We start from the raw sequence: 26,847 nt of genomic DNA on the forward strand, positions 1-26,847 counted from the left end.
CCACGTGGGCCCGGTTGTTCAGTGCATCCCCTTGCGGATCCGTCGGACCATCAGGAACACCGCCAGAACCACAGCGGGCAGCAGGAGTGCGGTGGCGGTTCCCTTGCTGAGCCCAAGCGGTTCGAGGAAGGGATAGGCGGCATAGCTGGCGAGGTTCAGCGCGTAATAGCTGATCGCGACCACCGACAATCCTTCGACCGTCTGCTGCAGGCGCAGCGCGAGGTCGGCCCGGCGGTCCATGCTCTCGAGCAGCCGCTGGTTCTGGGCCTGCCGCTCCACGTCGACGCGGGTGCGCAGCAGGTCGCCGGCGCGGGTGGCCCGGTCGGCCATCGCCTTCAGCCGCGCCTCGACCGAGCGGATTGTCCGCATTGCCGGATCGAAGCGCCGGGCCATGAACTCGCCGAAGAGCTGGCGCCCCTCGAACCGCGCCTCGCGCAGGACCGCGATCCGATCATGCACGAGCGCCGCATAGGCCGCAGTGGCGCCGAACCGGAAAGTCGAGCTGGCAAGCATGTTCTCCAGTTCGGCCGAGATCGAAAGCAGTTTTTCAAGCGATTCCTCCGCCGGCTGCAGATCGCCGCGCAGGTCTCCGACCAGCACACTGAGTTGTTGATCTATTCCGCCCATCCGGTGGCTGAGATCCTGCGCCCTCGGCAGGCCCAGCAGCGACATGGACTTGTAGATCTCGATCTCAGTAACCCGCTGCACCACGCGCCCTACCCGCGCCGGTCCGACCGAGGGACGCACGAAAAGCGCAAACCGCATGTGACCGCTGGGATCGATCCGGAAGTCGCTGGCCACGATCGCGGCGTCCTCGAGCAGCCGCGCCATGGCGATGCTCTCGCCCACGAACCAGCCGTCGACCTTGTCGCTTGCCTCGGCATCCCCCGCGTCTCCCGCCTCCAGGAGCTCGACGCGGATCAGCGCAGAACTGATCCGCGCCCCCGGCGCCATCGCCAGCCAGTCCGTCGGCAGCAACTCGTAGGCGCTTGCGTCGAAGGCCCGGTCTTCCAGCCCGTCGATGAAGAGCGTGTAGGTGGAGAATTCGGTGTGACGTTCCCATTTCAACCGGTGCCGACCGATCTCGCCGAACCAGTGGGTCGCTCCCGGCGGGGGGTGCGGCGCGCCGAAGCGGTCCAGCAGCGCCACAAGATGCGCCCTGTCCTCGGCCTTGTCCCGGCTGGCCGCATCGCGCGGCGGCTTGATCGCCAGGAACAGCGCATGGCAGGGCGCCATCATCTCGGGGAATGGGCGCGCATGCAGCTCGTTGGCCAACTCGTAGCGTCGCGGATGATCCGCCAGAAGGGGCGCGTGGCCTGTCTCGTTCATGGAGCCAGATAACCTTGGGGAAACAGCCCTGTAAAAGGATTTCTGGGCATGCACTGGCATACGGGCTCACAAGCTGCGGCGGCAGGATCGCCGCCGCAGAACCTCGTCCCCCCAAATGCAGATCGGGCCGGATGGCTTGCGCCACCCGACCCGACACTCCTCCCCAGGATCTCCGCGTCAGTTCAGATCGCGACCACGGCCAGCGGCGGGAAGCCGTTGAACCCGACCGAGGAATAGCTCGACGTGTAGGCGCCGGTGTTGCGGATCAGCACCCGGTCACCGGCCGCGAGGGTCATCGGCAGATGCACGGGACGTTTCTCGTAGAGCACGTCGGCGCTGTCGCAGGAGGGGCCTGCCAGAATGCAGGGGCCCTCGGGATCGCCATCGCGCGGAGTTTCGAACTGGTAGCGGATCGCCTCGTCGATGGTCTCGGCGAGGCCGGAGAACTTGCCGATGTCGAGATAGACCCAGCGGTGCGCGTCGCGCGCCGACTTGCGGCTCACCAGCATGACCTCGCAGGCCAGAACGCCGGCCTCGGCCACCAGGCCGCGGCCCGGCTCGGCCATTACCCGCTCGACATCGCCGAAACGCTCGCGCACCTGGCGCATCACGCCGGCGGCATAGGCGGTAGGAGCCTCGATCGCCTCGCCGTAGAAGGCCGGGAAGCCGCCGCCGATGTTGAGCAGGCGCAGGTCGTGGCCGAGCGCGATGGCGTCGTGCCAGATCGTCGCCATGGCGTCGAGCGTCGGCGCCCACATCTCCGAACGGCGGGTCTGGGAGCCAACGTGGAACGACAGGCCAACCGGGTCCAGCCCGAGCATCTTGGCGTGGCCCATCAGCGCGATCGCGGTATCGCGGTCGCAGCCGAACTTGCGGCTGAGCGGCCAGTCGGCCTCGCTGGTCTCGACGATGATGCGGATATAGACCTGCGCGCCCGGCGCGTTGTGGGCGATCTTCTCGATCTCTTCCTCGGCGTCGGCGGCAAAGAGGGTGATGCCCGCGCGGTAGGCGAAGGCGATGTCGGACGCCCGCTTCACGGTGTTGCCGAAGGAGATCGTGTCGGGGCGCGCACCCAGCGACAGGCAGAGCTCGATCTCGCCACGGGAGGCGGCGTCGAAGTGCGAGCCGACCTCGACCAGGCGCGAGATCACCTCGCGGGTGGGGTTCGCCTTGACGGCATAGTGGATGTCGGCTTCGCCCAGACCGGCCTTGAGGGCCATGAACTGCTGCGCGACGATGTCGGTGTCGATCACCAGGGTGGGCTGATCGAACACGTTGGTGGCGAGGAAGGACTCCAGGCGCGAAGATACAGGAAGGGCGCGCGAGGCCTGAGCCTCACCGAAATGCATCGTCATTGGTCATCTCCAATAGACCCGGCCATATATGACCGCTCAGTTCCAAGGGAGACGTTACCGTCGCTACGTAAACACGGTTGCGAGATGCTTTCGGCCAGAGGCGCGTGCGTTGGCGTCTTGAATCCGCATTTGCGGCGTAACAGGATTCGATTCAAGACCCAATTTATCGCCGACGCAAAAAAGTCTCCGGCGGGATTCAGAGCGTGTTTTCCGCGACACGGCTCACCTGTGCGCCACGTCCCGAAGCTGCGTGGGATCGTAGCCGTTGCGCTCGAGCTCGGCCTCGGCCTCGGCGCGCTTTGCCGACGAGATCTGCGGGCTGCGCGCAAGGATCCACCCGGTCTTGCCACTCGGCTCGCCGACAACCGCGACGGAATAGGCCGGGTCGATGTGCAGCACCCAGTAATCCCCCCTGGCAAAGGGCAGCCAGGGCACGAAGGAGACCTTCAGACGCCCCGGCGCAACGACTTCCGCCTCGCCTTCCGCACGCTCGATCGGCCCGTCGGGGGCGCCCTTGCGGCAGGTGTTGATCACCGAGATCTCGCCATCGCCTGTCCGGGCGTAGTCGGCGGTCACGCCCTCGCAACCTTGCTCGAAGCGGTTGGGAAAGCGCGCGATCTCGTACCATGTGCCCATGTACCGGTCGACATCGAGGTTCTGCACCACCGACATCTGTGTCTCGGTATCGCGGTAGCGGTCGGTGCCGGCGAGCGATGCGCTGCCTGCAAGTGCCGAAACAGCCGCGCCCGCAATCAACATGATCCTGATCATATCTCGCTCCTGTCGTTTCAGATTCCGGGCCGCTGGCCCGCGAGTCCAGGGGTAACCCGCTGTCCGGATGACAACGTCCGTCGGCACTCCGGGTTCCTGTGAAACTTTAGCATGGCCGGCCATCTTGCTCTCGGAAAAAGAAAAACCGCCCGGCGATAACCGGGCGGTCTTCAATGTGTCGATATCTTTCGCGATCAGCTGATGCGGGTCAGCAGATCGTCGAGGCTCTTCTTGGCGTCGCCGAAGAACATGCGGGTGTTCTCCTTGTAGAAGAGCGGGTTCTCGATGCCGGAGTAGCCCGTGCCCTGCCCCCGCTTGGAGACGAAGACCTGCTTGGCCTTCCACACCTCCAGCACCGGCATGCCGGCGATGGGCGAGTTCGGATCGTCCTGGGCGGCCGGGTTCACGATGTCGTTGGAGCCGATGATGATAACGACATCCGTTTCCGGGAAGTCCTCGTTGATCTCGTCCATCTCCAACACGATGTCGTAGGGCACCTTGGCCTCGGCCAGCAGCACGTTCATGTGCCCCGGCAGACGGCCCGCGACGGGGTGGATGCCGAAGCGCACCTCCTTGCCCTTGGCCCGCAGGCGGCGGGTCAGCTCGGCCACGTTCTGCTGCGCCTGGGCCACCGCCATGCCGTAGCCCGGCACGATGATCACGCTGTCGGCATCCTCGAGCGCGGCTGCAACGCCGTCGGCGTCGATCGCCACCTGTTCGCCCTCGACCGCCATCTGCTCGCCCGCCGGACCGCCGAAGCCGCCGAGGATGACCGAGATGAAGCTGCGGTTCATAGCCTTGCACATGATGTAGCTCAGGATCGCACCCGAGGAACCCACCAGCGCGCCGACCACGATCAGCAGGTCGTTGCCGAGCGAGAAGCCGATCGCGGCCGCGGCCCAGCCCGAGTAGCTGTTGAGCATCGAGACCACGACGGGCATGTCCGCCCCGCCGATCCCCATGATCAGGTGGTAGCCGATGAAGAGACCCGCCAGAGTCATCACAAAGAGCGGGAAGAAGCCGCCGGTGTTGAAGTACCAGATCAGGCAGAGAAGCGAGAGCACCGCCGCGCCGGCGTTGAGCAGGTGCCCGCCCGGTAGCTTGGTGGCAGCACTCGTGACCTTGCCGGCGAGTTTGCCGAAGGCGACGACCGAGCCGGTGAAGGTGACCGCACCGATGAAGATGCCGAGGAACAGCTCGACCCGCAGGATCGACTGTTCGACGCCGTCCTTGTGCGCCAGCACCGCCGCGAAGCCCTCGAGCGCCTCACGCGCGGCCTCGTCCATGGCCATCACGCGGCCAAGTTCGAAATGGGCGTTGAAGCCGACAAAGACCGCCGCAAGTCCGACGAGGCTGTGCATCGCCGCCACGAGCTGCGGCATCTCGGTCATCTGGACGCGCTTGGCGACCACGACGCCGATGGCGCCACCGCCCGCGATCAGCAGAAGCGACAGCAGCCAGAGGCCGGAGCCCGGGCCGATCAGCGTTGCAAACACCGCCAGCGCCATGCCGGCGATGCCGTACCATACCGCGCGCTTGGCGCTTTCCTGTCCGCTCAGACCACCCAATGAGAGGATGAAGAGGACGGCCGCGACCACATAGGCCGCCGTTGTGAATCCGTATTCCATTGTCCCCGTCTCCTTACGATTTCTGGAACATGGCGAGCATGCGCCGTGTCACGAGGAAGCCGCCGAAGATGTTGATCCCGGCCATGAACACCGACAGCGCGGCAAGCAGGATCACCAGGAAGCTGCCCGATCCGATCTGCATTAGGGCGCCGAGGATGATGATCGACGAGATCGCGTTGGTCACCGCCATCAGCGGCGTGTGCAGCGCGTGGGAGACGTTCCAGATCACCTGGAAGCCGACGAAGATCGCCAGGACGAAGACGATGAAGTGCTGCATGAAGCTGGCCGGCGCCACGAGGCCGACGCCCAGAATCAGCGCCGCGCCGATCACCAGCAGCGTCACCTGCTGCCGGGTCTGCGCCTTGAACGCCTGCTTCTCGAGTTCCAGCTTCTCCTCGCGGGTCAGCTCCTTGGCGGGCTCCTTTTTCTTCTGCGCCGCGATCGCCTGGATCTTTGGCGGCGGCGGCGGGAAGGTGATCGCCCCCTCGTGGGTGATCGTCGCGCCGCGGATCACGTCGTCTTCCATGTTGTGGTTGACCTGGCCGTCCTTCTCGGGCGTCAGGTCGGTCATCATGTGACGGATGTTGGTGGCGTAGAGGGTCGAGGATTGCGCGGCCATCCGGCTCGGGAAGTCGGTGTAGCCGACGATGGTCACGCCATTTTCGGTGACAATCTTCTCGTCCTTGACGGTCAACTCGCAGTTGCCGCCACGCTCGGCGGCGAGGTCGACGATGACAGAGCCCGGCTTCATCATCTCGACCATGTCCTTGGTCCAGAGCACCGGCGCGTCCCGGTTAGGGATCAGCGCGGTTGTGATGACGATGTCCATCTCGGGCGCCAGCTCGCGGAACTTCTCGAGCTGCTTGAGCCGGAACTCGGGGCTGGAGGGCGCGGCATAGCCGCCGGTGGCGGCGCCGTCGGTCTGCTCTTCCTCGAAATCGAGGTAGACGAATTCGGCCCCCATGGACTCGATCTGTTCGGCCACTTCGGGGCGCACGTCGAAGGCGTAGGTGATGGCACCCAGGCTTGTCGAGGTTCCGATGGCGGCCAGCCCGGCCACGCCGGCGCCGACGATCAGAACCTTCGCCGGGGGCACCTTGCCCGCCGCCGTCACCTGGCCGGTGAAGAAGCGGCCAAAGTTGTTGCCGGCCTCGATCACCGCGCGGTAGCCCGCGATGTTGGCCATCGAGCTCAGCGCGTCCATCTTCTGCGCGCGGGAGATCCGCGGCACCATGTCCATCGCGATGACGCTCGCGCCCTTCTCCTTGGCGGCTTCCATCAGCGCCTCGTTCGAGGCCGGATAGAAGAAGGAGATCAGGGTCTTGTCATCGGAGAGCAAGCCCACTTCGGTGTCTGTGGGCGGGCGCACCTTGGCGATGATGTCGCTGGCGGCAAAGAGCTCCTCGGCCGATCCCAGAACCTCCACCCCAGCCTCGGCATAGGCCGCGTCCGAAAAGCCTGCCGCCTTGCCCGCGCCGCTCTCGATCGCGCAGGCATAGCCGAGCTTTTGCAATGCGCGGGCGCTGTCGGGCGTCATCGCCACACGCGCCTCGCCCGGGAAGACTTCCCTTGGTGACCCTATCTTCACGTGTTCTTCCTCTCGTTCATAGTCGCCGCGCACGAATGCACGTCACGGTCATTGCCTTCTCCCGGGGGTTTCATTGCACTCCGGATGCGGCTTTTCCAGCCCTTTGACCCCTACCGCGTCGATATATCAGAGCCAGCGCCGGGTCCGGGCCGCCCATTGCTCCCATTGCGGGCCGAAGTCCTCGCGCAGCCAGGCCTCTTCCTCGAGGATAAATCTGTCCGTGATCACCCACATGAAGAGCGGCACCAGCACGAGGCTCGGCCAGGCACTCCAGTGCACGATCAGTCCCAACAGGACCATCGCATCGCCGAGGTAGATCGGGTTGCGGCTGCGCGCGAAGACGCCGTTGGTGACGAAATGGCGGGCATGCTGGTGTGGCATGAAGGTGGTCCGGTTCTGCCGCATCTGGACGACCGCGACCGCCATCAGTAGCAGCCCACCCCCGATCAACAGCCCTGCGAGCAGGTCGGTTACGGGTGTGTTGATCACGCCCACGGGCAGACGCACCGCCTGAACGCGCGCCAGCGCAACGAACAGCAGCAGCCACAGCGGCGGCAGATCGATCCATTTCCAGAACGCCATGTCGCCCTCCCCGAGCCTGCATCATGTAGCTTCATGATCGCCCGGACGACCTAAACCCACCGGCGCTTTGCGACCAGCCATTTCCCGCCGATTGCGACATCCCGGCCGGCTTTGGCGAACTACACCTTGATCCGACCACAGCGACGGGCGACCCTCGGTCCACTTAACGTCATTGGAGGATTAGAAAATGTACCGTCTTGCATTCCTGGCCGCGCCGCTCGCCCTCATGGCTTGCGAGGACAGCATGTCCGAAAGCGGCTCCACCGCAGCCATGCCCACCCCGGCCGAACAGGCCTGCCTGCGGGACGTGACCGCCGCGACGGCCAATCCCGACGTGGTTCTGTTGGGCTCGGAGTTCTCCGAGGCCGGCACGAGCGTGCGCGTCGGCGTCGGACCTGAGCAGGCGCCATGGCAATGCATCGCCTACAGCGACGGCACCACCGACGGCATCATGTCGATGGCGGCCGAGGGTGCGCTCTAGACCCGACACGGCTTCGCGACAGACGACCCGGCGGAACAATTCGCCGGGCTGCGGGTTCTCAGATCGCAAGCCATCACAAAGGGGTTACAGCAATGCTTACCTGGATCATCATTTTCCTGATCATTGCCATCGTCGCAGGTTTCTTCGGCTTTGGCGGCGTCGCATCGACGTCGGCCGGGATCGCCCGGATCCTATTCTTCATCTTCATCGTGCTCTTCATCGGCTCGCTGATCATGCATCTCGTAAGCTGATCCGGACCGCAACGACCTGAGCCCCGGGCGCCGGCCATCCCGCCGCCCGCGGCTTGCCCCTGTTCAGGGTTTCATTCGAACTCCATCTCCTCGAAAACCCGACCGGCGTTCTTCGTGGCCAGCTCCTCGTAGGTATCGAGATGGGCAAAGGGCGTCTGGTCGACGTAATAGGCCTCTGCAAGCCCGCCGCCCGCGTCGAGGTGCTCGCCGATCCGCTCCCTCAGATACGTCAGGTAGTCCCGCGTGTAGCGCCGCACCTGGTCCATGTTGGTGGGGTGCCCGTGACCGGGAATGACATAGGTTGCGCCCAGGGCCTCGAAGGCGTTGTCCCAGGTCTCGATCCATTCGCTGGTGATCGTGTCGGGGAATATCGGCAGCATCCGTTCGTGGAACGCCATGTCGCCGGCAATCACCAATCCGAGATCCGGCAGCCAGACCTGGATGTCGCCGGGGCTGTGCGCCGGCCCCAGGTGCAGCACCTCGATCCGCATGTCGCCCATGGAGGCGTCGTAGCTGTCGGCAAAGGTGAGCGTCGGCCCCTGCACCACCGTGCCCTCGGCCTTGTCGCGATTGTAGCCCTGCATCTCCTGCAGCAACTGGTGGCCGAATTGCTCGACCTCGTGGGCGGCATCCTCGTGGGCCAGGATCGGCACCCCCTGCGCTGCCCAGTAGGAATTGCCCAGCACCGCGTGCCCCTGTCCGTTCTCGTTGATCACCAGCTTCACCGGCTGGTCGGTCACCGCCTTGATCTCCGTGTGCAGCGCCTCCGCCAGAACCGCCGCCGCGCCGCCGTTTATCACCACCACCCCGTCACCGGTGACGAGGAAGCTGAGGTTGTTGTTGTGTCCGGTATTCTCGTAGGTCGGGGGCGCCGTGGCTCCGATCGCCGACCAGACGTTCGGGATCACCTCGACCGGCTTCGAATAGAGCGGGCTTTGCGGGTATTGATCGGCGATATCCTCGCTGGCGAGGAGCGGGGTCGCGGCCGGAAACGCAAAGAGTACGGCGGCAAGGTTCGGAAATCGTGTCATGCAGGGTCCTCCTGCGATACACATTCTACGAACGGAATATAAAGTCGAGTCCTACCTTGCCAGCGGCCACTATTTGCCCGCCATTCCCCGATCAGACAGTCTCGGGCACTTCGCCACGCGCGACCCGGTCCATGAACTCCGCGTAGCCCGCACGTTCCAACAGGTCGCGGTTCGACCCATTCAGCACCAGAGCCCGGTCTTCCTCGGAGAAAAGCGTCCCGTAGCTGGAGAACAGCGTCTTCGACATGTCGAACGCCTTGTCAGTCTGGAACTTCTGGGCGTTGTGCATGTTCGAGCCGAGGTTGCGCATCCGGTTCTGCGGCACTTCGAAGACGCCGGACTTGCGCTCCAGCCCGAGGGCCTCTGCCACGCGCGAGGCGGTCTCTTCCGGCCTTGCCACCAGGTCCTCGTAGCGCATGTGCACCCGCCCCGGCAGCTTCCCCACCGTCGAGAGGTAGTTCCAGTTGAGCCCGTTCCATAGCGCCACCGGCGTCTCGAAATAGAGCTCGGGACTGACCTCCGCGCCGCCATCGAATATCACGATCGGCGCGCTCAGGAACGCCGTCATGCCGTCGTCGGCGGCCGAGCGGATGTTGCGCTTGTTGCGCTCCGCATAGGTGAACAGTGCCGACAGCGCGTAAAACGGGTTCCGGGTGACAAAGAGGCTGGGAATGTCCGGCAGCGTCAGCCGGCTTCCCGCACTCAGGATCGGGAACGGCGAATGCTTCCAGCCGAAACTGTCATACTCGGCCCGGCAGACATAGTTCATCTCCAGCACGCCGCGGGTGAAATTCGTCCCCGAGCGAAAGATGCCGTGTATGCAGAAACGTGTCATGGTCTGGCCCCGTTAGGATGCACATTCTGTGCCGGTATCCGGCGACAGGTGCCAGATTTCCGCTGGCGCGTCCACCGAAACGCAGCCGTGGCGGAAACTGCTGCGAACAGTTTGTGTCGACAAAGGAAATTCCTTGCGCCCGATATCGTGCTAGGGTTTCTGGGGATCGTCCTCGATCAAGCTCCGGAGCGCCCATGACGACCGATTTCACCTGGACCCGCGCGCAGTTCCAGCTGCCTGAGGGTGTCGTCTACCTTGACGGCAACTCGCTCGGCCCGCTGCCGAAGGCGACGCCGGAGCGGGTGGCGCGGGTGATGCAGCCGGAATGGCAGGACCTGCTGATCGGCGGCTGGACGAAGGCCGGCTGGCACATGATGCCCGAAACGCAAGGCGACCGGATCGCCGCCATGATCGGCGCGGAGCCGGGGCATGTTGTGGTGGGCGATACGCTCTCGATCAAGGTCTACCAGGCGCTTGCAGCCGCCCTCGCGCTGCGCCCAGAGCGGCGCGTGATCCTGTCCGACACCGGGAATTTCCCCTCGGATCTCTACATGGCCGAAGGCCTCGCCGCGACGCTCGGCAACGGCACAAAGCTGGTCACGGTCGCCCCCGAGGACGTGGCCGCGCACCTGACCGAGGAGGTCGCGGTGCTCATGCTGACCGAGGTCGACTACCGCACCGGCCGGCGTCACGACATGGCGGCGCTGACCCGCAAGGCACATGAAGTTGGCGCACTAACCCTATGGGATCTCGCCCATTCCTTCGGCGCCCTGCCGGTCGACCTGGCCGCCGCTGGCGTCGATTTCGCGGCCGGCTGCACCTACAAGTACATCAACGCCGGCCCCGGCGCGCCGGCCTTCATCTACGTGGCGCCCCGGCACGCCGGCGCCGCCGGCACCGTGCTGCAGGGCTGGCAGGGGCACGAGGCCCCCTTCGCCTTCGACCTCGGCTACCGCCCCGCCTCCAGGGTCGCCCGGATGCGCGTGGGCACGCCTCCGGTGCTGCAACTCGCAGCGCTCGAGGCCGCGCTCGACATCTGGGAGCAGGTCGACATCGCCGATGTCCGCGCCCGCTCCATCGCCCTCTCCGAACGGTTCATCGCCGGCGTGGAGGCGCGTTGCCCGCAGCTCCGCCTCGCCTCGCCGCGCGCGCCGGAGCACCGGGGCAGCCAGGTTTCATTCCATTTTTCAGAAGGATACGCCGCGATGCAGGCATTGATCGCCCGCGGCGTCATTGGCGATTTCCGCGCCCCCGACATCATGCGCTTCGGCATCTGCCCGCTCTATGTCGGAGAACCGGAGATCGACCGCGCGATCGATACGATCGCGGACGTGATGGCCGGGTGCCTTTGGGATCGCCCGGAGTACAAGGTGAAAGCGATGGTTACATGAATTGGTCCTTGCGCGCCGGTGGCGCGGCCGACGCCGTGGCATGCCACGACGTCTATTTCGATGCGGTCCGCAACGGCACCGCTCCGCTGTATTCAGAGGAAGAGGCCCGCGCCTGGGCGCCGAGCGAGGACGTCGAGGAATGGCTGCCGCCACGGCTCCAGGATGGCGTCACCTGGATCGCCGAGGACGAAGGTCACGCCATCGGCTTTCTGACGGTCACGCCCGAGGGCCATCTCGACCTATTCTTCGTGCGACCCGGCTGGCGTGGCACCGGTCTGGCACCGGCGCTCTATCAATGCATGCGCGGCTGGGCCGTTGCCCGCGGCATCCCGGACATGACAACGCACGCGAGCCATTGCGCCCGATGGTTCCTCGAGTCGCGCGGATGGACGGTCCTTGAGGATGAAACGGTGCTGCGCAACGGCGTCAACCTGCAACGGTGGAAGATGGCCTGGAAGGTCGTCTGAGAAACGACGGCGAAGGCTGGAAGCTCCGCAATGGTCTGCGCGCCACTCACCGCGCGCGCAGCGCGCGGCCACGCCCAACGGGAGGAGGCGCATCTGCGATGCGCTGACGACGGGCGGGAGCCAACCTTCCCGGTCATTGACGGTTTCACGGCGAGATCGCAGTGCTCAGGCGCCACCTACGCCCGCTTCAGCATCGGCTCCCGCCGGCCGGCCGCCCAATCCGCAACCGCCTTGCCGAAAGCCTCGAACAGCGGTCGGGACACCGGATCGCGAGAGGCGCGGTATTCCGGGTGCCATTGCACCGACATGGTGAACCCCGGCGCGCCCTCGACATAGAGCGCCTCCGCCGTTCCATCCGCGGCGGTGCCGTCGATCACGATCCGCTTGCCGGGCACCTTCACCCCCTGGCCATGCAGCGTGTTGGTCATCACCTCCCGGTTGCCGAACAGACGGTGGAACGGCCCGCCCTCCGAAAAGGTCACCTTGTGGCGCAGAGCGAATTTCTCCTCGATGGTGCCGTCGGGCGGCATCCTGTGGTTCATCCGCCCCGGCAATTCCCGGATTTCCGGGTAGAGCGACCCGCCCATGGCGACGTTCACCTCCTGGAAGCCGCGGCAGATCCCGAGGAATGGCTGACCCCGCTCCACCAGCGCCCGGATCAACGGCAGCGTCACCGCATCGCGCGACCTGTCGAAGGCGCCATGCGCCTCGGTCTCGGTCTCTCCGTATTCCTCAGGGTGCACGTTGGGCCGCCCGCCGGTCAGCAGAAACCCGTCGCAGACCTCCATCAGATCGGCGATCGACACCAGGCGCGGGTCCGCCGGGACCACCATGGGCAAGGCGCCGGACACCTCGGCGATGGCTTCGGAGTTCATCGTCCCGCCCGCATGGGTGGGGTACTCGTCATTGATGAGATGGTGGTTTCCAATGATGCCGACGACCGGTCGCGCCATGATGCCTCGCTGCAAGATATTCTCTCACAAGATAGCCACAGCTTGCAGCGGAACGGAACGCCATATGCGCACGGGAGCCCTGCTCCCGCGCACCGATGTGCAGGAAAAGCACGCCGAGCGCCCATTTGCCCAACGTGCCGGCAGCGCGGATCAGGCTTCCGCCACGAACCCTTCGACAGCCTCGACGCCGGCAACGGCACAGGCCTCGTCATTGTCCGGCGAATCCCCGGTGACGCCGACAGCGCCCAGCACACGCCCCGCGCCATCGCGGACCAGAACCCCGCCTTTCAGCGGAAAGAACTTGCCGTCGAAAGCGCCGCCCAGGGCTGCCGCCACCTGCGGACGCGCCTCGGCCAGCGCTTCCTGGGCCCGGCCGCCCTTGTGCAGCATCACCGTGCCATAGGCCTTGGCCCGCGCCACCTCGAACCGGCCCGGAGGCGTGCCATCGGCGCGCTCGAAGGCGAGCACGTTCCCGCCCGCATCCAGCACCGCAGCCGACATCGGCGCGCAACCGAGCGACACACCCTTTGCCAGCGCCGCCTGGACGATCCGGCGACACGCTTCGAGATTCAGTTCCGTCATTGCTGCACTCCAGTCCGCGGAAGACCCCTTGCCTCCGCCATTTCCTGCCGAACCGACCGACTGCCGCAGGCTGCGCGCCGAAGGCGCGCTCGGCCCAACCGCTTCGAAGGGGCCGCGCCTGCGGCCCCGCGCAGCGGGCGGGAGCCCTAGCCGTCAGCCCCTTCGGCTGCCTTGCGCGTTTCCTTCGCCTTCACCTGACGCCGCCGGTAGTGCAGCGTCGGCTCGGTATAGCCGGACGGCCAGTTGCCGTCGTTGAACACAAGGTCGCAGGCCGCTTGGAAGGCGTGGCTGCCGAACTTCGGTGCCATCGGCCGGTATCCCGGGTCCGCCGCGTTCTGACCGTCGACCTTCTCCGCCATGCGCCGCATGGCGTTCATCACCTGCTTCTCGTTCACCACCCCGTGGTGCAGCCAGTTGACCAGCGCCTGGCTCGAGATCCGGCAGGTCGCCCGGTCTTCCATCAGCCCCACGTCGTTGATGTCGGGCACCTTCGAGCATCCGACTCCGTCGTTTACCCACCGCACCACGTAGCCGAGGATCCCCTGGCAGCAGTTCTCGACCTCCTGCTCGATCTCCTCCGCGGTGAGCTTGCGGTCCAGCAGCGGGATCGTCAGCAGCGCCTCCAGTGGCGCACGCGTGCCTTTGGCGGCGATCTCGCGCTCGATTTCCTCCAGCCGGTGGAACACGTCGACCACATGGTAATGCGTGGCATGCAGCACCGCCGCCGTCGGGCTTGGCACCCAGGCGCAGGTGGCGCCCGCCATCGGGTGGCCGATCTTCTGCTCCAGCATGTCCGCCATCCGGTCCGGCGCGGCCCACATACCCTTTCCGATCTGCCCCCGGCCCTTCAGCCCGCAGGCCAGTCCGATATCGACGTTGCGCTTCTCGTATGCATCGAGCCAGGCCGCGTTCTTCATGTCCGCCTTCGGCACCATCGGCCCCGCCTCCATGGAGGTCGAGGTCTCGTCGCCGGTGCGGTCTAGGAAACCGGTGTTGATGAAGCAGACCCGGTTGCGGGCGGCCTCGATACAGGCCGCGAGGTTGGCAGAGGTCCGGCGCTCCTCGTCCATGATCCCGATCTTCACCGTGTAGCGGTCGAGCCCGAGGATCTCCTCAACCTTCGTGAAAATATCGCAGGCGAGCTTCACCTCGACCGGCCCATGCATCTTGGGCTTCACCACGTAGACGGAGCCTTCGGGCGAGTTCACCGGCCCGCCCTCGCGGCGCAGGTCGTGCAGGGCGATCAGCACCGAGATCAACGCGTCGAGCAGCCCTTCGCCTATCTCGTTGCCCTCGGCATCGAGGACCGCCGGGGTGGTCATCAGGTGTCCGACGTTCCGCACCAGCATCAGCGAGCGGCCCTTCAGCACGGCCGGGCTGCCGTCCGGCGCGGTATAGGCGATGTCCGGCGCCAGCGCGCGGGTGAAGGTCCGCCCCCCCTTGGAGACCTCCTCGGTCAGGTCGCCCTTCATAAGCCCGAGCCAGTTGCCGTAGGCCTGCGCCTTGTCCGGCCCGTCGACGCAGGCGACGCTGTCCTCCATGTCCATGATGGTGGAGATCGCGGCCTCCAGCAGGACATCGGAGATCCCGGCCGGGTCCGCTGACCCGACCTCGGTGCTCGGGTCGATCACGATGCGGATGTGCAGCCCATGGACCTTGAGGATCAGTTCGCGCAGGGCGCCGTCGTCCCCCGTCACCGTCCCGGCAAAGGCCGCGGGATCGTCGAGCGCGGTCATGCCGGCGGCATGCTTCAGACCGAGGATCGGCCCGTCGAAGGTGAACCCCGTCACCTCCTTCCAACGCCCGGCAACCAGCGGCACCACGCGGTCGAGATGCTTTTTGGCCCAGCGGATCACCTGACGGCCGCGCTCGGCGTCGTAGCCCGCGCCCTCGGGCAGGCTGCCCAGGGCATCGGTGCCGTAGAGCGCGTCGTAGAGGCTGCCCCAGCGGGCGTTCGCGGCGTTGAGTGCGTAGCGAGCGTTGGTGATCGGCACCACCAGCTGCGGGCCGGCGATGCTGCTGAATTCGGGGTCGATCTTGGTCGTTTCGACGGAGAAGGGTGCAGGCTCGGGGACGAGGTATCCGATTTCGCGCAGGAAGGCCTGGTATGCCTCCGGGTCGATCCCGGTTTCGCGGTTTTTCACATGCCAGGCGTCGATCTGTTGATGAATGCGGGCGCGTTCCTTCAGAGCGTCGCGGTTGCGTTCGCCAAACTCGGCTACAAGCGCAGCAAGACCATCCCAGACCTGTTCGGCCTCGACGCCGGTGCCTGCCACGGCTTCGGTTTCGACGAATCGTGCCAGGGTCTCCTCGACCTGCAAGCCTTTGCGCTCGGTGTAGCTGTCCACGGTATCCCCCCAAGGTTATGCGGAATTCTTGGTCTGTCGCGGTGCGACCCTAGCAGAAAAGCCGGGCGCATCAATGAGCAGCAGGGCGGGTCCGGTGATCGGCCAGGTATCTGCCCCGCCGCCGAACACGCTGTGCCCGGCACACCGGTTGCACAAGATCTCCAGCCGCACACAACGATGACAGATCTGCGTTCAGGTTGCCGGCCCCCCGCGATTGAGCCGTCGCACCATCTTCTGCACCTTCCGCCCCATCCAGCCAGCTCGCCGGACCGGGACCTCGAGCCCGGTATCCGCAGCCTGGCGGATCAGCTTCTCGGCGTTCTCCAGCAACCTGGTCGCCCGGTCCCGGTCTCCCTGCTCCAGGGCAAGCTCGGCCTCGGCCATCCGGGTGTTGGCCCGTTCCAGCGACAGTTCCGCATTGAACCGCACGACCAGCCAATTGACCCGCGGTGCCGCCGCCACATCGACGTCGAGCTCGTGGATATTGCCGGTTTCCGGGTATCTGTCGAAGTCCGGCGTCAGGTCGTCCATCGTCACGTCATCGGTCAGGGCGCAAAGGGCCTCATTGGCCGCATGGTTCCGTTCCTGACACTGCCTCGCCATCTCGCGGTCGACGGAGAGCGGCTCTTCCACCGCGTGTTCTCTCAGAAAGACATTGCGATTGAGGTTCAGCTGCGCGCCGACCACCCTCGGGCCGACAAGCGACAACAGGTGCACCGTGCGGAAATCGAGCGCCGTGTTAAGCCCCGCCGGCTCGGTCAAGCCGTCCCGCTCAAGCCCGAAATGTTCCAGAAACCAGCCTATGGTGTCCCGGTGTCTCTTGTAAGGCACCAAACGGATCGAGCCGAAAAGCTCCACCCAACGTTCCCGAAGCCCGAGGTAATCGTAATAGGGCCCCTCTGTCGTATAGGTCTCGGACGTCACCTGCTTCCCCACCCGCGCAGAGGTGGACAGGCAGGACAGTGCGAGATCCGCCTGCGGACGCAGGAAACAGATAACCTCGATTTCGGAGAATTTCCGGCGCAGCACTTCGGCAGCACTTCCAACCATCTCGGACGTCAGCAGGCGGCTGTGAAGATGTTCGTTGGAGACGAAATAGGTGTGCACATCGCCGCGGGCCTTGAGAGCCTCGACCTCGGCGTCGAAATCGGCAGTTACGGCCTCCCGGAACGCCGCATGATCCGCCGGCGTGACGAGACCATGATCCACGAAGGACGAGTCGCCCTGGCGGGGGTCCATCGAGATCGTCGCGAGCTTCCGATTTGTCGGGCGCCCGAAGGCGGCGCTATAGGCGAGGCCGCGTTCCAGGAGCGCCTCGGTGTTGTCGGAGAAGAAATGCTGAAGGCTGGTTGTCCCGGTCTTCTCCGTGCCGATGTGAACGACGCATTTCATGGCACAGGCTCCATTCTCTTATCCCGCGGGGCAACCGGATCCCGTCTAAGCGATCGGTCGGGCGCCCACAATCGGCTATGGCGCGGGTGCCGGGCAGCGCCCGTCGGAAATCTCGCGACTGCGGTAGAATGCGTGCAGGCTGCGCCGGCGGTCAGGGGCAAATCGCTCGCCCGTCGGGCACATCTCGCGGATCCGGTCGAGCCGGAACATGCGGAAATCGTCGCGCAGCTCGCACCAGGCGACAAGAGTCCAGACCTTGCCCCAGAACCAGAGTCCCAACGGCTGCACCCGACGCAGGCTGCCATGCCCCTCGCCGTCCTCGTAGTCGAGTTCGAGCACGTCGCGCGCCTCCACCGCCTGTTCCAGCCGGTCGATCCGTGCGCGCACCTCGGGCGTCATCTCCGGGGCCATGGCATGGACCTGAACCGCCGCAGCGCGGGCGCGCTCGGCCTGAGGCAGAACTGCCTCGACCTTGATCAACGCCTCCTCGGCGGCGCGGGCCATACCCGCCCCGCCCCAGGCGCGTACCAGCCGGGCGCCGGCGACCAGCGCCACGATCTCGTCGCGCGAGAACATCAGGGGCGGCAGGTCGAAGCCGCCCTGCAGCACATATCCCACCCCCGCCTCGCCCTCGATGGGCACGCCCGTGCCCTGCAGATCCGCGATGTCGCGATAGATCGTGCGCTCGGAGACCTCCAGCCGCTCGGCCAGTTGGCGGGCCGTGACGAGCCGACCGCCGCGCAGATGCTGAACGATCTGGAACAGACGGTCGGCCCGGCGCATCAGCCGCGCGCCTCGAAGACGCCGATGGAATTGCCGTCGAGGTCCATGCAATAGGCGAAGCGCCCGGGCGGAATCTCGATCGCGGGCGAGACCACGGCGCCGCCGGCGGCGCGAACCCGCTCCATTGCCTCTTCTACACTTCCGGCCACGCTGAGGTGGATCGTCGGCCCCTCGCCGTTCCGTGCGGGCGTGCCGGGATAGAGATGTCCGGCGACGCCGAGAGCCGGATCCTCCACCTGGAAGATGGCCATCGGGTTCGGGCCGGTGTCATCGCGCTTGAGCGCGAGGCCGGTCACCGCCTCGTAAAACTGCATTGCCTTGTCCATGTCCGTCACCGGGATCTCGATCCAGACGGTGGCATTCTTGGGGGTGTCGTTCATCGGGCTACTCCTTGTCGAACCTCATCCGATGCCCAATGTTTCGCACACCCCTCCTGACAGCCTTCTGTCAGCAGCCTTCCCGCTCCTCGTAACAGGTCACGTCCTGTCATGCGTATCAGGCGGACAGTCCCGGCCTCCGCTTCACGCGCCGACGAGACGCCGCCTATTTTATCTTGAGGTTCTTGCCGACGCTGATGCCGGTGCCCGGAATCTTCATGTTCACCTTGGCGCCGGACTTGCCGACCTTCACGGAGCCCTTCTTGCCGCCAACGGTCGCATTCGCGCCCTTGGCTCCGACACCGACCTTGCCGTTCTTGGTCTTCTTGCTGACGTTCGCGCCCATGGAGATCTCCCAGAAAAGTCTTTTCGCTACCGCAATGAAAAAAAGCTACACGCGGCCCGGGATTCCATCAAGAGCAGCGAACGACCTTCACAGACAGCGCTGTCACCAAAAGAAAACCGGCGCCTCGGTGGGGAACCCAGACGCCGGAACTTTAAGTATGCACTCTATTTCGCGCTCCACTCACTAGCGCTTGTAAATAACCGCGCCCGAAATCGGGCACGAAACTCTGTACTACAGAAGACGGCAACCACAAATTCTGGGCAGCGACACATAAATCCTGTCATATAATGCCCGGGTCGACCATTCGCGTCATTGCCTGGGCAGTTTTACCTATGGGGCGCGGAAAACCAGTATTTGCACTGTCGAGAAATTGCCATGCAGTTGCCGTTGGGGGCGGTTTGTGAAATGCCTTCAACACCACATCCCGGGAATGCGGCAATGCATTGCGCGTTGCATCGACACCCGGTCTCCGGCCCGTCTGGCCGATCCGCACATCAAGGCGCATTCTCCCGCCGGACGCAACCAGAGTGACGACGTCATGCGAAATTCCCTCGGTGCACTGCTCGCCATAGGCCTGGCCGGCCTCCAGTTCCTGGCGGTTCTGGCGGTGGTATTTTCTTCCTACCTGACGTCCGAGAGCGCGCTTCTGAGCCACGCGCGGGACCTGCTCAGGGACGTTGGGAACAATACCATCGAGCATTCGCGCGGCTTCCTGCGCCCTGCCCGCGGCGCAGCCGAACTGTCTGCTCGGCTTGCGCAGAACGACGTGGTCGCCAGCGACGACCCCGTGCTTCTGGAAAAGCTCATCTTCCAGCAACTCCAACTCGCCCCCCAGTTCGCCGGTGTCTTTCACGGCAACGAGAAGGGCGAGTTCGTCTACGTGATGCGCACCGAGGACGGCCCGGCGCCGTTCCGATCCAAGATCATCCGGGTCGACGACGACGCCCGCACAACCGAGCTGATCTGGCGCAATGACGATTATTCGGTGGTCGAGCGCAAGATGGACCCCGAGGATACCTACGATCCCCGCACGCGTCCCTGGTATATGCGCGCGCGAGAAGAACTGACGACGATCTGGACCGATCCCTACATCTTCTTCTCGTCGCAACAACCGGGCATCACCCTCGCCTCCCCGGTGCTCTCCGGCCCCGGCACGGTGCGCGGCATTGTCGGCGTCGATATCGAGATCAGCGACATCTCGGATTTCCTCGGCCGGCTGCGGATCGGCTCGACCGGCAAGGCCCTGATCATTCACCAGAATGGCGACGTCATCGCCCACCCGGACACGGATCTCCTGAAGACCGAGGCCGCCGACGGCACCCTGCGTTTCACCAACATCCGATCCTTCGGGGACCCGATCTCCCGGGCGGCCTTCTCCGATCTGATCCGCGATGGCAGCGGGCCCGCGGACCGGCCGCAGCTGGGCCAGTTCGAGTACGACGGAGAGACCTATGTTTCTGTCGTGATGCCGGAGGTCAGCGAAACCCTTCCCTGGACCTTCGCCGCCTATGCCCCGGAGAGCGATTTCACCTCCGTCATCAAGCACAACCGGCTGATCAACATCTGGATCGCCGCAATGGTCGCCATGATTACGGGTATCTGCGGCCTGATGCTGGCAAACTACATCCACAAGCCGGTCCGCGCCTTTGCCGTCCGCTCCGCGCTGATCTCGCAGGGCGAGCTCGACCCGTCCGAACCGCTGCCAAAGACCTACCAGGAGCTGGAGCGGGCCAACACGACGCTGATGCAACAGATCGCCGCCCGCAAGGAGACCGAATCCGAATACGGCCAGACCTTCGCACTCTCCTCCCGCGGCATGGTCCAGATCGAGCCCGAGACCGGCCGATTCCTCCGGGTGAATGCGAAATTCTGCGAGATGACAGGCTATTCCGAGGAAGAGCTCAAGCAGATGGCGTTGGCCGATCTGGTCCATCCCGACGACAAGCCCTTCCTCTCCTGGGACGGCGTGTCGGGCGAGGAGCAGATCGAGATCAACCACGAGATGCGCTGCCGTTGCAATGACGGCCGGACGATCTGGATCGCGGTGAACGGGATCCTCGTTCACAACCAGGAAGGCCGCTTGCTCCATGCCGTGTTCACGATGGACGACATCACGTTGAACAAACGCAAGGAGGAGCAGATCGCGCAGCTCAGCCGCGACCTCTCCAACCTGTCGCGGGACAACACCATGGGCCAGATGGCGGCCGGCCTCGCCCACGAGCTCAACCAGCCGCTGACCGCCATTGCGCAGAACGCCGACACCGCGCTCCTAACCGTCAAGCAGGCGCCGGACCGGCAGGACGACGAGCTGCGCGAAATCCTCGAGGAAATCGAGGCGCAGTCGTTGCGGGCCGGCGACATCATCCGTGCGCTGCGTGCGTTCATCCGCAAGGACGAAGGCGTTCGGAACGCCTTCGACCTGGCCGAACTGGTGGATCAGACCAAGCGGCTCATCATCGCAGAGGCGCATGTCGTGGGCGCCCGGATCGAAACCGAAATCGAGCCCCTGCGGCTGGTCGTGGCGAACCGGGTGCAGGTGGCCCAGGTGCTGGTGAACCTGCTGCGCAATGCGCTCGAGGCTCTGGCAGAGAACGGCGACGCGCCCAAGGTGGTCACCGTCACGGCCCGGCAACAGGGCGGCCAGGTCCTCGTTTGCGTCACCGATACCGGACCCGGGGTCGATCCTGCGATCAAGCTGTTCTCGGAGTTCGAGACGACGAAGGTATCGGGCATGGGTCTCGGGCTCTCGATCTGCCGTTCGATGGTCGAGGCGAATGGCGGCGAGCTCTGGCACGAAGACGCCAAAGGGCCCGGTGCGCGGTTCTGTTTCACCCTGAGCGCCGTTCCCGACGCCTGACCGCAGCTTGAAGTTCCGGGCGACATTTGTTTTTGTCAGCAATGGCAACGCGATGAGAACGGTCGGCTCGCCCGGCACCCGACCCGACCGCTCGTTCGGAGCCCGAGGCGGCCATCCCGGGCCCGTCCGACGCAGAAGGGTCTGTTGAATGGATGAACGCCATGCCTGACGTCGCAAATGCCGTATTCATCGTCGATGACGATCAGGACATTCGCACCTCGCTGAGCCGCGCGCTGCGAAAGCGCGGCTTCGAGGTGCAGACATTCGGGTCCGCGCGTGAGTTCCTCTATGCCTACGACAACGAGCAGGTCGGCTGCCTCGTGCTGGATTACGGGATGCCCGAGATGTCGGGGCTGGAGCTTCAGCAGCGCCTGAACGAGGCCGCCGCGCCGCTGGAGCTTGTCTTCATCACCGGCCATGGCGGGGTTCCGGAATCGGTGCAGGCGATCAAGTCCGGCGCGGTGAACTTCCTGGAGAAGCCGTTCCGGCAATCCGACCTGGTCAAGAACATCCAGACCGCATTGTCGCTGGCGGGCGAGAAACAAGCGCGCCTGCAGAACCATCGCCAGATCAGCGAACGCTTCGAACGGCTCACCGCCCGCGAGAAGGAGATCGTGGCCCACATGATCGCTCGGCCGGCGGAGGTCTCCAGCAAGGAGATCGCCAACCACCTCGGCATATCGCCGCGCACGGTGGATCACCACCGGGCCCGCATCCTCGAGAAGCTCGAGGTCAATTCCGTCGTGGAACTGATCGACCTGGCCTCGAGGCTGAAGGACTCCATCTAGCGCGGCCTTCCAGGACCGATCCGGCGCCCTTCACCCCTCCCTCTCAGAAACGGTAGTTCCAGAGCAGCATAGGTCCGCTTTGGTAGTATTCCGACACGAGGTCGTCATCCGGCAGATCCCACTCAAGGTGCCGGTATCCAAACACGATATCGCTGCTCCCGAAGGTGTAGCCGACCCCGAGCGCGGCCTGCCAGGTCAGGTCCGACTGGCCTGCGCCGACGTCGAACTGATAGGCAGCGAACCAGTTGTCGTTGAATGCCGCGCGGCCGTTCACGCCGATCACCGCGTCCCAGTAGTCTTGGTCGCCGTCCACTTCGAAGGACTGTCCGGGGCCGCCGGCGCTCACATCGAGCGTCAGATCGGCCTCAAGCTTCAGGTAACGCGCGCCGAAGGTTCCGTACATCGCGTAGTTGGGCGTTTCCACCAGCTTGTAGCCAGCGCCGAAGTTCACGATCGTCGTTTCGACATCGGCATCCGCCACGGCATCGATTGTGATCCCCTCGGCCGGGTCGCCCGGCGCGACTGTGAAGCTTGCGTCGCCGCCTTGCCGCACGCTGGCATAGCTTGCCTCGCCATAGGTCATCCACGGTCCGTTGTAGCCGCGAAGGCCGAACATGAACGCCACGTTGAGATTCTCGACGAGTTCATCGAACCCGAGCTCGAATTCCTTGCCGGCGGCTTCCCCGCCCACTTCCGTGCCCCAGACGTAAAGCTGAAGCTCGTAATTCCAGGCATTCCTCTGAATCGGATCGAGGAAGTCCTGAGCCACTGCGGATTGTGCGACGCACGCTCCCGCCGCCATGGCCGCCGCACCAATAAGTTTCTTCATGGACCCGTCCTCCCGTACGCCTGTTGTCACGCCGACCGCGCAAGGCACTATGCCCGCGCCGCGGAGCTCCTAGAGTAGTGTCGGCAATATACCTGAAAATCCAAGCTTTGGATTGATCAAGAACAACCGGGTCACCACGTAACGCGAGACGCTGCTTCCCGGCCACAGCCATCCCTTCGCGACTGGCAGGCAATGCAGTTGCAGCGGACATTCCGCCGCCATAGGGTGCGCGCGACCAATTCCGGAGCCCGACGCATATGCCGAAAGACGCCCCGCAAACCATCTTTCTTGCCGATTACACGCCATTCACCCACCGGGTGGAGCGGGCCCATCTCACCTTCCGGCTTGCGCCGGGTGCGACGCGGGTGATCTCGCGGATCGACTTCGCGCCCAACCCCGACAGCGGCGGCGGCCCCTTCTTCCTGCATGGCGAGAAGCTCGCGCTGATCGAGGCGAAGATCGACGGCGCGCCGGTCACGCCCGAGATCACCGAGACCGGCCTGACCTGCGCGGTGCCCGACGGCCCCTTCACCTGGGAGGCCGAGGTCGAGATCAGCCCGCAGAGCAACACCGCGCTCGAGGGACTTTACATGTCGAACGGCATGTATTGCACCCAATGCGAGGCTGAGGGCTTTCGCAAGATCACCTACTACCCCGACCGGCCCGACGTGATGGCGCCCTTCACCGTCCGCATCGAGAGCGACCTGCCGGTGCTTTTGTCCAACGGCAACCCGACGGGCCGCGGCGAGGGCTGGGCGGAATGGACCGATCCCTGGCCCAAGCCTGCCTATCTCTTCGCGCTGGTCGCGGGCGAGCTGGTCAACCACCCCGACCGCTTCACCACCCGCTCCGGCCGCGAGGTGGAGCTCAACATCTGGGTGCGCGAGGGCGACCTGCACAAATGCGCCTTCGGCATGGATGCGCTGAAGCGCTCGATGACATGGGACGAGCAGGTTTATGGCCGCGAATACGACCTCGACGTCTTCAACATCGTCGCCGTCGACGATTTCAACATGGGCGCGATGGAGAACAAGGGGCTGAACATCTTCAACTCCTCCGCCGTGCTCGCCTCGCCCGAAACCGCGACGGACGCCAATTTCGAGCGTATCGAGTCGATCATCGCGCACGAGTATTTCCACAACTGGACCGGCAACCGCATCACCTGCCGCGACTGGTTCCAGCTCTGCCTCAAGGAGGGGCTGACGGTCTTCCGCGACCAGCATTTCTCCGGCGACGAGCGCTCGGCTGCGGTGCAGCGTATCAACGACGTGCTCGCCCTCCGCGCACGGCAGTTTCGCGAGGACAACGGCCCGCTTGCGCATCCCGTGCGGCCGGAGAGCTTCGTCGAGATCAACAATTTCTACACCGCGACCGTCTACGAGAAAGGTGCCGAGGTGATCGGCATGCTCAAGCGTCTGGTGGGGGACGAGGCCTATTTCAAGGCGCTCGATCTCTACTTCACCCGCCATGACGGTCAGGCCTGCACGATCGAGGATTGGCTGAAGGTGTTCGAGGACACCACAGGGCGGGAGCTGTCGCAATTCAAGCGCTGGTATTCACAGGCCGGCACGCCGCGGCTCGACGTGCACGAGGCATGGTCGCCCGGCATGGCGGGCAAGGCCGCCGGCACCTACACGCTGACCCTGCGCCAGAACACACCGCCGACGCCCGGCCAGCCGGACAAGGCGCCGCTGGTCATCCCGGTCGCCGTGGGGCTGCTCGACAAGGACGGCACCGAGGTCGTCCCGACCCGGGTGCTGGAAATGACCGACGTCACCCAGAGCTTCGCCTTCGACGGGCTCGAGACCCGGCCGGTGCCGTCGATCCTCCGCGGCTTCTCCGCACCGGTGATCCTGACCCGCAAGCCGGACCGCACGGAACTGGCCTTCCTGCTGGCCCATGACACCGATCCGTTCAACCGCTGGGAAGCCGGACGGACGCTCGCCAAGGATGTGCTGGTGCGGATGATCGCCGAGGATGCCGCGCCCTCCCCCGCCTATCTCGTCGCGCTCGAGCAGATGGCGCAGGACAGCGACCTCGACCCGGCCTTCCGTGCGCTGGCGCTCGGCCTGCCGAGCCAGGACGACATGGCCCAGACGTTGTTCGACTCCGGCCACACGCCGGACCCGACCCGGATCCGCCGCGCCATCCGCGCCCTCGGACAGGCCATCGCGGACCATGCCGGCAGCACCTTCTCCGACCTCTACGACGAGATGACGGTGCCCGGACCCTACCTGCCCGACGCCGAGGGCGCGGGTCGGCGCGCGCTGCGCCAGGCGGCGCTCGGCTTCCTGACGCTGGAGGACGAGGGCGCTCGCGCCCGGGCACAATTCGACGCGGCCGACAACATGACCGAGCAACTCGGCGCACTGGTGGCCCTGCTCCACATCGACGCGGCCGAAGAGCAGCTCTCCGCCTTCCGACACCAGTGGCAGCGCGACCGGCTGGTGATGGACAAGTGGTTCGGCCTGCAGGCCAGCATGGCCCCGCCGGAAAAGGCCGCCAACGTCACGCGTCGGCTGAGCGAGGATGCCGATTTCGACTGGAAGAACCCCAACCGATTCCGCGCCGTGCTTGGCGGGCTCGCGGCCAACGCGGCCGGGTTCCACCACCCCAGCGGTGACAGCTATGCGCTGTTCACCGACTGGCTGATCAGGCTCGACCCGCTGAACCCGCAGACCACGGCCCGCATGACCACCGCCTTCGAGACCTGGAAGCGCTATGACGCCGACCGCCAGGAGATGATCCGTGAGAACCTCGAACGGCTGGCCGCGGTGCCGGATCTGAGCCGCGACACCACGGAAATGGTCGGGCGAATCCTCTCGGCCTGAGCCTAATTGAACCGGCGCCTTGCCGCCCGCTCCGTCCCGCGCCAAGCGCGGCGGCGCTCTGCTGCCGAACTCGGCAATTTGACAATAAAGTGTCGCGATTGCCCGGGTATATGTTTACATGGTATGTCATTGATGTGTCACAGCGACGTGATGGATGGTCCCATGAGAGATCGAATCGACCCCCTGATTCAGGAGCGCGCTGCCTGGCTTTTCGCGGACAACCCTGTTGCGCGGACGTCCCATCGTGTTCTCAACCGAATGCTGGGCTATGATCGCACCATCGAGCTGGGTTCCGCCCTGCGGGATGCCCCAAACGACGCGATCATGTCCCACATGGCCGACATGATCGCCAAGGACGTGCAGATCTCCGGCCTTGAGCACATCCCGGCCAACGGCCCGGCAATGGTGGTGGCTAACCACCCTACCGGCATCGCCGACGGCATCATCATGTGGCACGCGATCACGCAGCGCCGCACCGATCCGTTCTTCTACGCCAATTCAGATATCCTGCGGGTGATGCCGCAGATGTCGACGATGATCGCACCGGTCGAATGGCGCCTTGAAAAGCGGACGCACGCCAAGACCCGCGAGACCATGGCCTATACCCGCAAGGCGATCGAGGCCGGCCGCATCGGCGTGATCTTCCCCTCCGGGCGCCTCGCCAAGCGCCGCTGGCTGAAGCTGCACGAGCGGGACTGGATGGCTTCGGCGGCGATGATCGCCCGCAAGTGGGATCTCGATGTGATTCCGGTGAACGTCCGGGCCCGCAATTCGGCGCTATTCTACCTCTTCGACATGATTCACCCCAGCCTGCGGGACATCACCCTGTTCTACGAGACGCTGAACAAGGACCGGCAGCCTTACCGGCTGACCTTCGGACGACCTATCCCGGCGAAATCGCTGTCGACCAACTCCAGCGAGGCGATCGAGGAGCTGAAGGCGGCGACGCTGCGGCTTGGCGGGCGGCACGCCCCGACCGTGTCGCTGGCCGAGATGACCCGCCGTCCCCGCTGGGTCCGCTCCACCCTCTCCGCCTGAGTCCGACCGTCCGG

24 protein-coding genes are annotated in these 26,847 nt (G+C 65.2%); 8 read left to right on the forward strand and 16 right to left on the reverse strand.

The window, feature by feature from the left end; genetic code table 11:
- Positions 1-18 precede the first annotated feature (18 nt).
- The 6 genes from ACFQ2S_RS13915 to ACFQ2S_RS13940 form a co-directional block, all read right to left on the reverse strand.
- Positions 19-1,329 (reverse strand): DUF3422 family protein, encoded by a 1,311-nt coding sequence (locus ACFQ2S_RS13915; RefSeq protein WP_386075315.1) that lies wholly within the window; start codon positions 1,327-1,329, stop codon positions 19-21.
- Between the two features lie 182 nt (positions 1,330-1,511).
- The gene (locus tag ACFQ2S_RS13920; protein ID WP_386075317.1) at positions 1,512-2,684 is read right to left on the reverse strand and encodes a type III PLP-dependent enzyme; all 1,173 of its coding nucleotides are present in this window, start codon (positions 2,682-2,684) and stop codon (positions 1,512-1,514) included.
- A gap of 222 nt (positions 2,685-2,906) precedes the next feature.
- Positions 2,907-3,455, reverse strand: coding sequence for a lipocalin family protein (locus ACFQ2S_RS13925; protein WP_386075318.1), 549 nt, complete (start codon positions 3,453-3,455; stop codon positions 2,907-2,909).
- Positions 3,456-3,649: 194 nt separating this feature from the next.
- Positions 3,650-5,083 (reverse strand): NAD(P)(+) transhydrogenase (Re/Si-specific) subunit beta, encoded by a 1,434-nt coding sequence (locus tag ACFQ2S_RS13930; protein WP_386075320.1) that lies wholly within the window; start codon positions 5,081-5,083, stop codon positions 3,650-3,652.
- A gap of 13 nt (positions 5,084-5,096) precedes the next feature.
- Positions 5,097-6,671 (reverse strand): Re/Si-specific NAD(P)(+) transhydrogenase subunit alpha, encoded by a 1,575-nt coding sequence (locus tag ACFQ2S_RS13935; RefSeq protein ID WP_386075322.1) that lies wholly within the window; start codon positions 6,669-6,671, stop codon positions 5,097-5,099.
- A 126-nt stretch (positions 6,672-6,797) separates the two neighbouring features.
- Positions 6,798-7,253 carry a methyltransferase family protein gene (locus ACFQ2S_RS13940; RefSeq protein ID WP_386075323.1) on the reverse strand — a complete coding sequence of 152 codons (456 nt, stop codon included), beginning with the start codon at positions 7,251-7,253 and terminating at the stop codon, positions 6,798-6,800.
- Between the two features lie 187 nt (positions 7,254-7,440).
- On the opposite strand from ACFQ2S_RS13940, the gene ACFQ2S_RS13945 reads away from it, so the two are divergent.
- Both ACFQ2S_RS13945 and ACFQ2S_RS13950 read left to right on the forward strand, forming a co-directional pair.
- Positions 7,441-7,734 (forward strand): hypothetical protein, encoded by a 294-nt coding sequence (locus ACFQ2S_RS13945; protein ID WP_386075324.1) that lies wholly within the window; start codon positions 7,441-7,443, stop codon positions 7,732-7,734.
- A 92-nt stretch (positions 7,735-7,826) separates the two neighbouring features.
- Positions 7,827-7,985 carry a DUF1328 domain-containing protein gene (locus ACFQ2S_RS13950; RefSeq protein ID WP_089232727.1) on the forward strand — a complete coding sequence of 53 codons (159 nt, stop codon included), beginning with the start codon at positions 7,827-7,829 and terminating at the stop codon, positions 7,983-7,985.
- A 71-nt stretch (positions 7,986-8,056) separates the two neighbouring features.
- Here the strand turns inward: ACFQ2S_RS13950 and ACFQ2S_RS13955 are convergent, their stop codons facing one another.
- Both ACFQ2S_RS13955 and ACFQ2S_RS13960 read right to left on the reverse strand, forming a co-directional pair.
- A complete protein-coding gene (locus tag ACFQ2S_RS13955) occupies positions 8,057-9,016 on the reverse strand; it encodes an MBL fold metallo-hydrolase (protein WP_386075326.1) in 960 nt (319 codons plus the stop codon).
- A 91-nt stretch (positions 9,017-9,107) separates the two neighbouring features.
- Positions 9,108-9,851, reverse strand: coding sequence for a hypothetical protein (locus tag ACFQ2S_RS13960; protein ID WP_386075328.1), 744 nt, complete (start codon positions 9,849-9,851; stop codon positions 9,108-9,110).
- A gap of 194 nt (positions 9,852-10,045) precedes the next feature.
- On the opposite strand from ACFQ2S_RS13960, the gene kynU reads away from it, so the two are divergent.
- Complete coding sequence (gene kynU, locus ACFQ2S_RS13965; RefSeq protein ID WP_386075329.1) at positions 10,046-11,242, forward strand: kynureninase; 1,197 nt, start codon at positions 10,046-10,048, stop codon at positions 11,240-11,242.
- Positions 11,239-11,709, forward strand: coding sequence for a GNAT family N-acetyltransferase (locus tag ACFQ2S_RS13970; protein ID WP_386075331.1), 471 nt, complete (start codon positions 11,239-11,241; stop codon positions 11,707-11,709). Before kynU ends, ACFQ2S_RS13970 begins: the two co-directional genes overlap by 4 nt.
- A gap of 176 nt (positions 11,710-11,885) precedes the next feature.
- Here ACFQ2S_RS13970 and ACFQ2S_RS13975 read toward each other — a convergent pair whose 3' ends face one another.
- The 7 genes from ACFQ2S_RS13975 to ACFQ2S_RS14005 all read right to left on the reverse strand — a co-directional run bounded on the left by ACFQ2S_RS13975 (position 11,886) and on the right by ACFQ2S_RS14005 (position 18,490).
- Positions 11,886-12,662, reverse strand: coding sequence for a gamma-glutamyl-gamma-aminobutyrate hydrolase family protein (locus ACFQ2S_RS13975; protein WP_386075333.1), 777 nt, complete (start codon positions 12,660-12,662; stop codon positions 11,886-11,888).
- A 150-nt stretch (positions 12,663-12,812) separates the two neighbouring features.
- A complete protein-coding gene (locus ACFQ2S_RS13980) occupies positions 12,813-13,244 on the reverse strand; it encodes a GlcG/HbpS family heme-binding protein (RefSeq protein WP_386075335.1) in 432 nt (143 codons plus the stop codon).
- A gap of 146 nt (positions 13,245-13,390) precedes the next feature.
- On the reverse strand, positions 13,391-15,592 hold the full coding sequence (locus tag ACFQ2S_RS13985; protein ID WP_386075336.1) for a malate synthase G: 2,202 nt from the start codon (positions 15,590-15,592) through the stop codon (positions 13,391-13,393).
- Between the two features lie 192 nt (positions 15,593-15,784).
- A complete protein-coding gene (locus tag ACFQ2S_RS13990; RefSeq protein WP_386075337.1) occupies positions 15,785-16,984 on the reverse strand; it encodes a hypothetical protein in 1,200 nt (399 codons plus the stop codon).
- A 75-nt stretch (positions 16,985-17,059) separates the two neighbouring features.
- Positions 17,060-17,767, reverse strand: coding sequence for a helix-turn-helix transcriptional regulator (locus tag ACFQ2S_RS13995; protein ID WP_386075338.1), 708 nt, complete (start codon positions 17,765-17,767; stop codon positions 17,060-17,062).
- The gene (locus ACFQ2S_RS14000; RefSeq protein ID WP_386075339.1) at positions 17,767-18,147 is read right to left on the reverse strand and encodes a VOC family protein; all 381 of its coding nucleotides are present in this window, start codon (positions 18,145-18,147) and stop codon (positions 17,767-17,769) included. Before ACFQ2S_RS14000 ends, ACFQ2S_RS13995 begins: the two co-directional genes overlap by 1 nt.
- A 163-nt stretch (positions 18,148-18,310) precedes the next feature.
- A complete protein-coding gene (locus ACFQ2S_RS14005; protein WP_089232716.1) occupies positions 18,311-18,490 on the reverse strand; it encodes a hypothetical protein in 180 nt (59 codons plus the stop codon).
- 538 nt (positions 18,491-19,028) lie between these two features.
- Between ACFQ2S_RS14005 and ACFQ2S_RS14010 the strand changes: the two genes are divergently transcribed.
- Together ACFQ2S_RS14010 and ACFQ2S_RS14015 are read left to right on the forward strand one after the other, a co-directional pair.
- The gene (locus ACFQ2S_RS14010) at positions 19,029-21,347 is read left to right on the forward strand and encodes a cache domain-containing protein (RefSeq protein ID WP_386075341.1); all 2,319 of its coding nucleotides are present in this window, start codon (positions 19,029-19,031) and stop codon (positions 21,345-21,347) included.
- A gap of 161 nt (positions 21,348-21,508) precedes the next feature.
- Complete coding sequence (locus ACFQ2S_RS14015; RefSeq protein ID WP_386075343.1) at positions 21,509-22,135, forward strand: response regulator transcription factor; 627 nt, start codon at positions 21,509-21,511, stop codon at positions 22,133-22,135.
- A 43-nt stretch (positions 22,136-22,178) separates the two neighbouring features.
- Here ACFQ2S_RS14015 and ACFQ2S_RS14020 read toward each other — a convergent pair whose 3' ends face one another.
- The gene (locus tag ACFQ2S_RS14020) at positions 22,179-22,964 is read right to left on the reverse strand and encodes a hypothetical protein (RefSeq protein WP_386075344.1); all 786 of its coding nucleotides are present in this window, start codon (positions 22,962-22,964) and stop codon (positions 22,179-22,181) included.
- Positions 22,965-23,221: 257 nt separating this feature from the next.
- On the opposite strand from ACFQ2S_RS14020, the gene pepN reads away from it, so the two are divergent.
- Together pepN and ACFQ2S_RS14030 are read left to right on the forward strand one after the other, a co-directional pair.
- Positions 23,222-25,795, forward strand: a complete 2,574-nt coding sequence (gene pepN, locus ACFQ2S_RS14025; protein ID WP_386075346.1) for an aminopeptidase N — start codon at positions 23,222-23,224, stop codon at positions 25,793-25,795.
- A 162-nt stretch (positions 25,796-25,957) separates the two neighbouring features.
- Positions 25,958-26,833, forward strand: coding sequence for a 1-acyl-sn-glycerol-3-phosphate acyltransferase (locus ACFQ2S_RS14030; RefSeq protein WP_386075348.1), 876 nt, complete (start codon positions 25,958-25,960; stop codon positions 26,831-26,833).
- Positions 26,834-26,847: the final 14 nt, after the last annotated feature.

Origin of the sequence: Tropicimonas aquimaris (assembly GCF_042676185.1) — a bacterium.
GTDB lineage: Bacteria > Pseudomonadota > Alphaproteobacteria > Rhodobacterales > Rhodobacteraceae > Tropicimonas > Tropicimonas aquimaris.

Bases quoted from the DNA above. Each gene is read 5' to 3' on its own strand.
- ACFQ2S_RS13945 (WP_386075324.1), top strand. From the start codon at position 7,441: ATGTACCGTCTTGCATTCCTGGCCGCGCCGCTCGCCCTCATGGCTTGC.
- ACFQ2S_RS13990 (WP_386075337.1), bottom strand. From the start codon at position 16,984: ATGAAATGCGTCGTTCACATCGGCACGGAGAAGACCGGGACAACCAGC.
- ACFQ2S_RS13950 (WP_089232727.1), top strand. From the start codon at position 7,827: ATGCTTACCTGGATCATCATTTTCCTGATCATTGCCATCGTCGCAGGT.
- ACFQ2S_RS13920 (WP_386075317.1), bottom strand. From the start codon at position 2,684: ATGACGATGCATTTCGGTGAGGCTCAGGCCTCGCGCGCCCTTCCTGTA.
- kynU (WP_386075329.1), top strand. From the start codon at position 10,046: ATGACGACCGATTTCACCTGGACCCGCGCGCAGTTCCAGCTGCCTGAG.
- ACFQ2S_RS14005 (WP_089232716.1), bottom strand. From the start codon at position 18,490: ATGGGCGCGAACGTCAGCAAGAAGACCAAGAACGGCAAGGTCGGTGTC.
- ACFQ2S_RS14020 (WP_386075344.1), bottom strand. From the start codon at position 22,964: ATGAAGAAACTTATTGGTGCGGCGGCCATGGCGGCGGGAGCGTGCGTC.
- ACFQ2S_RS13955 (WP_386075326.1), bottom strand. From the start codon at position 9,016: ATGACACGATTTCCGAACCTTGCCGCCGTACTCTTTGCGTTTCCGGCC.
- ACFQ2S_RS13995 (WP_386075338.1), bottom strand. From the start codon at position 17,767: ATGCGCCGGGCCGACCGTCTGTTCCAGATCGTTCAGCATCTGCGCGGC.
- ACFQ2S_RS14010 (WP_386075341.1), top strand. From the start codon at position 19,029: ATGCGAAATTCCCTCGGTGCACTGCTCGCCATAGGCCTGGCCGGCCTC.
- ACFQ2S_RS13960 (WP_386075328.1), bottom strand. From the start codon at position 9,851: ATGACACGTTTCTGCATACACGGCATCTTTCGCTCGGGGACGAATTTC.
- ACFQ2S_RS13975 (WP_386075333.1), bottom strand. From the start codon at position 12,662: ATGGCGCGACCGGTCGTCGGCATCATTGGAAACCACCATCTCATCAAT.
- ACFQ2S_RS13980 (WP_386075335.1), bottom strand. From the start codon at position 13,244: ATGACGGAACTGAATCTCGAAGCGTGTCGCCGGATCGTCCAGGCGGCG.
- ACFQ2S_RS14015 (WP_386075343.1), top strand. From the start codon at position 21,509: ATGCCTGACGTCGCAAATGCCGTATTCATCGTCGATGACGATCAGGAC.
- ACFQ2S_RS13925 (WP_386075318.1), bottom strand. From the start codon at position 3,455: ATGATCAGGATCATGTTGATTGCGGGCGCGGCTGTTTCGGCACTTGCA.
- ACFQ2S_RS14000 (WP_386075339.1), bottom strand. From the start codon at position 18,147: ATGAACGACACCCCCAAGAATGCCACCGTCTGGATCGAGATCCCGGTG.
- ACFQ2S_RS13940 (WP_386075323.1), bottom strand. From the start codon at position 7,253: ATGGCGTTCTGGAAATGGATCGATCTGCCGCCGCTGTGGCTGCTGCTG.
- pepN (WP_386075346.1), top strand. From the start codon at position 23,222: ATGCCGAAAGACGCCCCGCAAACCATCTTTCTTGCCGATTACACGCCA.
- ACFQ2S_RS14030 (WP_386075348.1), top strand. From the start codon at position 25,958: ATGAGAGATCGAATCGACCCCCTGATTCAGGAGCGCGCTGCCTGGCTT.
- ACFQ2S_RS13930 (WP_386075320.1), bottom strand. From the start codon at position 5,083: ATGGAATACGGATTCACAACGGCGGCCTATGTGGTCGCGGCCGTCCTC.
- ACFQ2S_RS13915 (WP_386075315.1), bottom strand. From the start codon at position 1,329: ATGAACGAGACAGGCCACGCGCCCCTTCTGGCGGATCATCCGCGACGC.
- ACFQ2S_RS13970 (WP_386075331.1), top strand. From the start codon at position 11,239: ATGAATTGGTCCTTGCGCGCCGGTGGCGCGGCCGACGCCGTGGCATGC.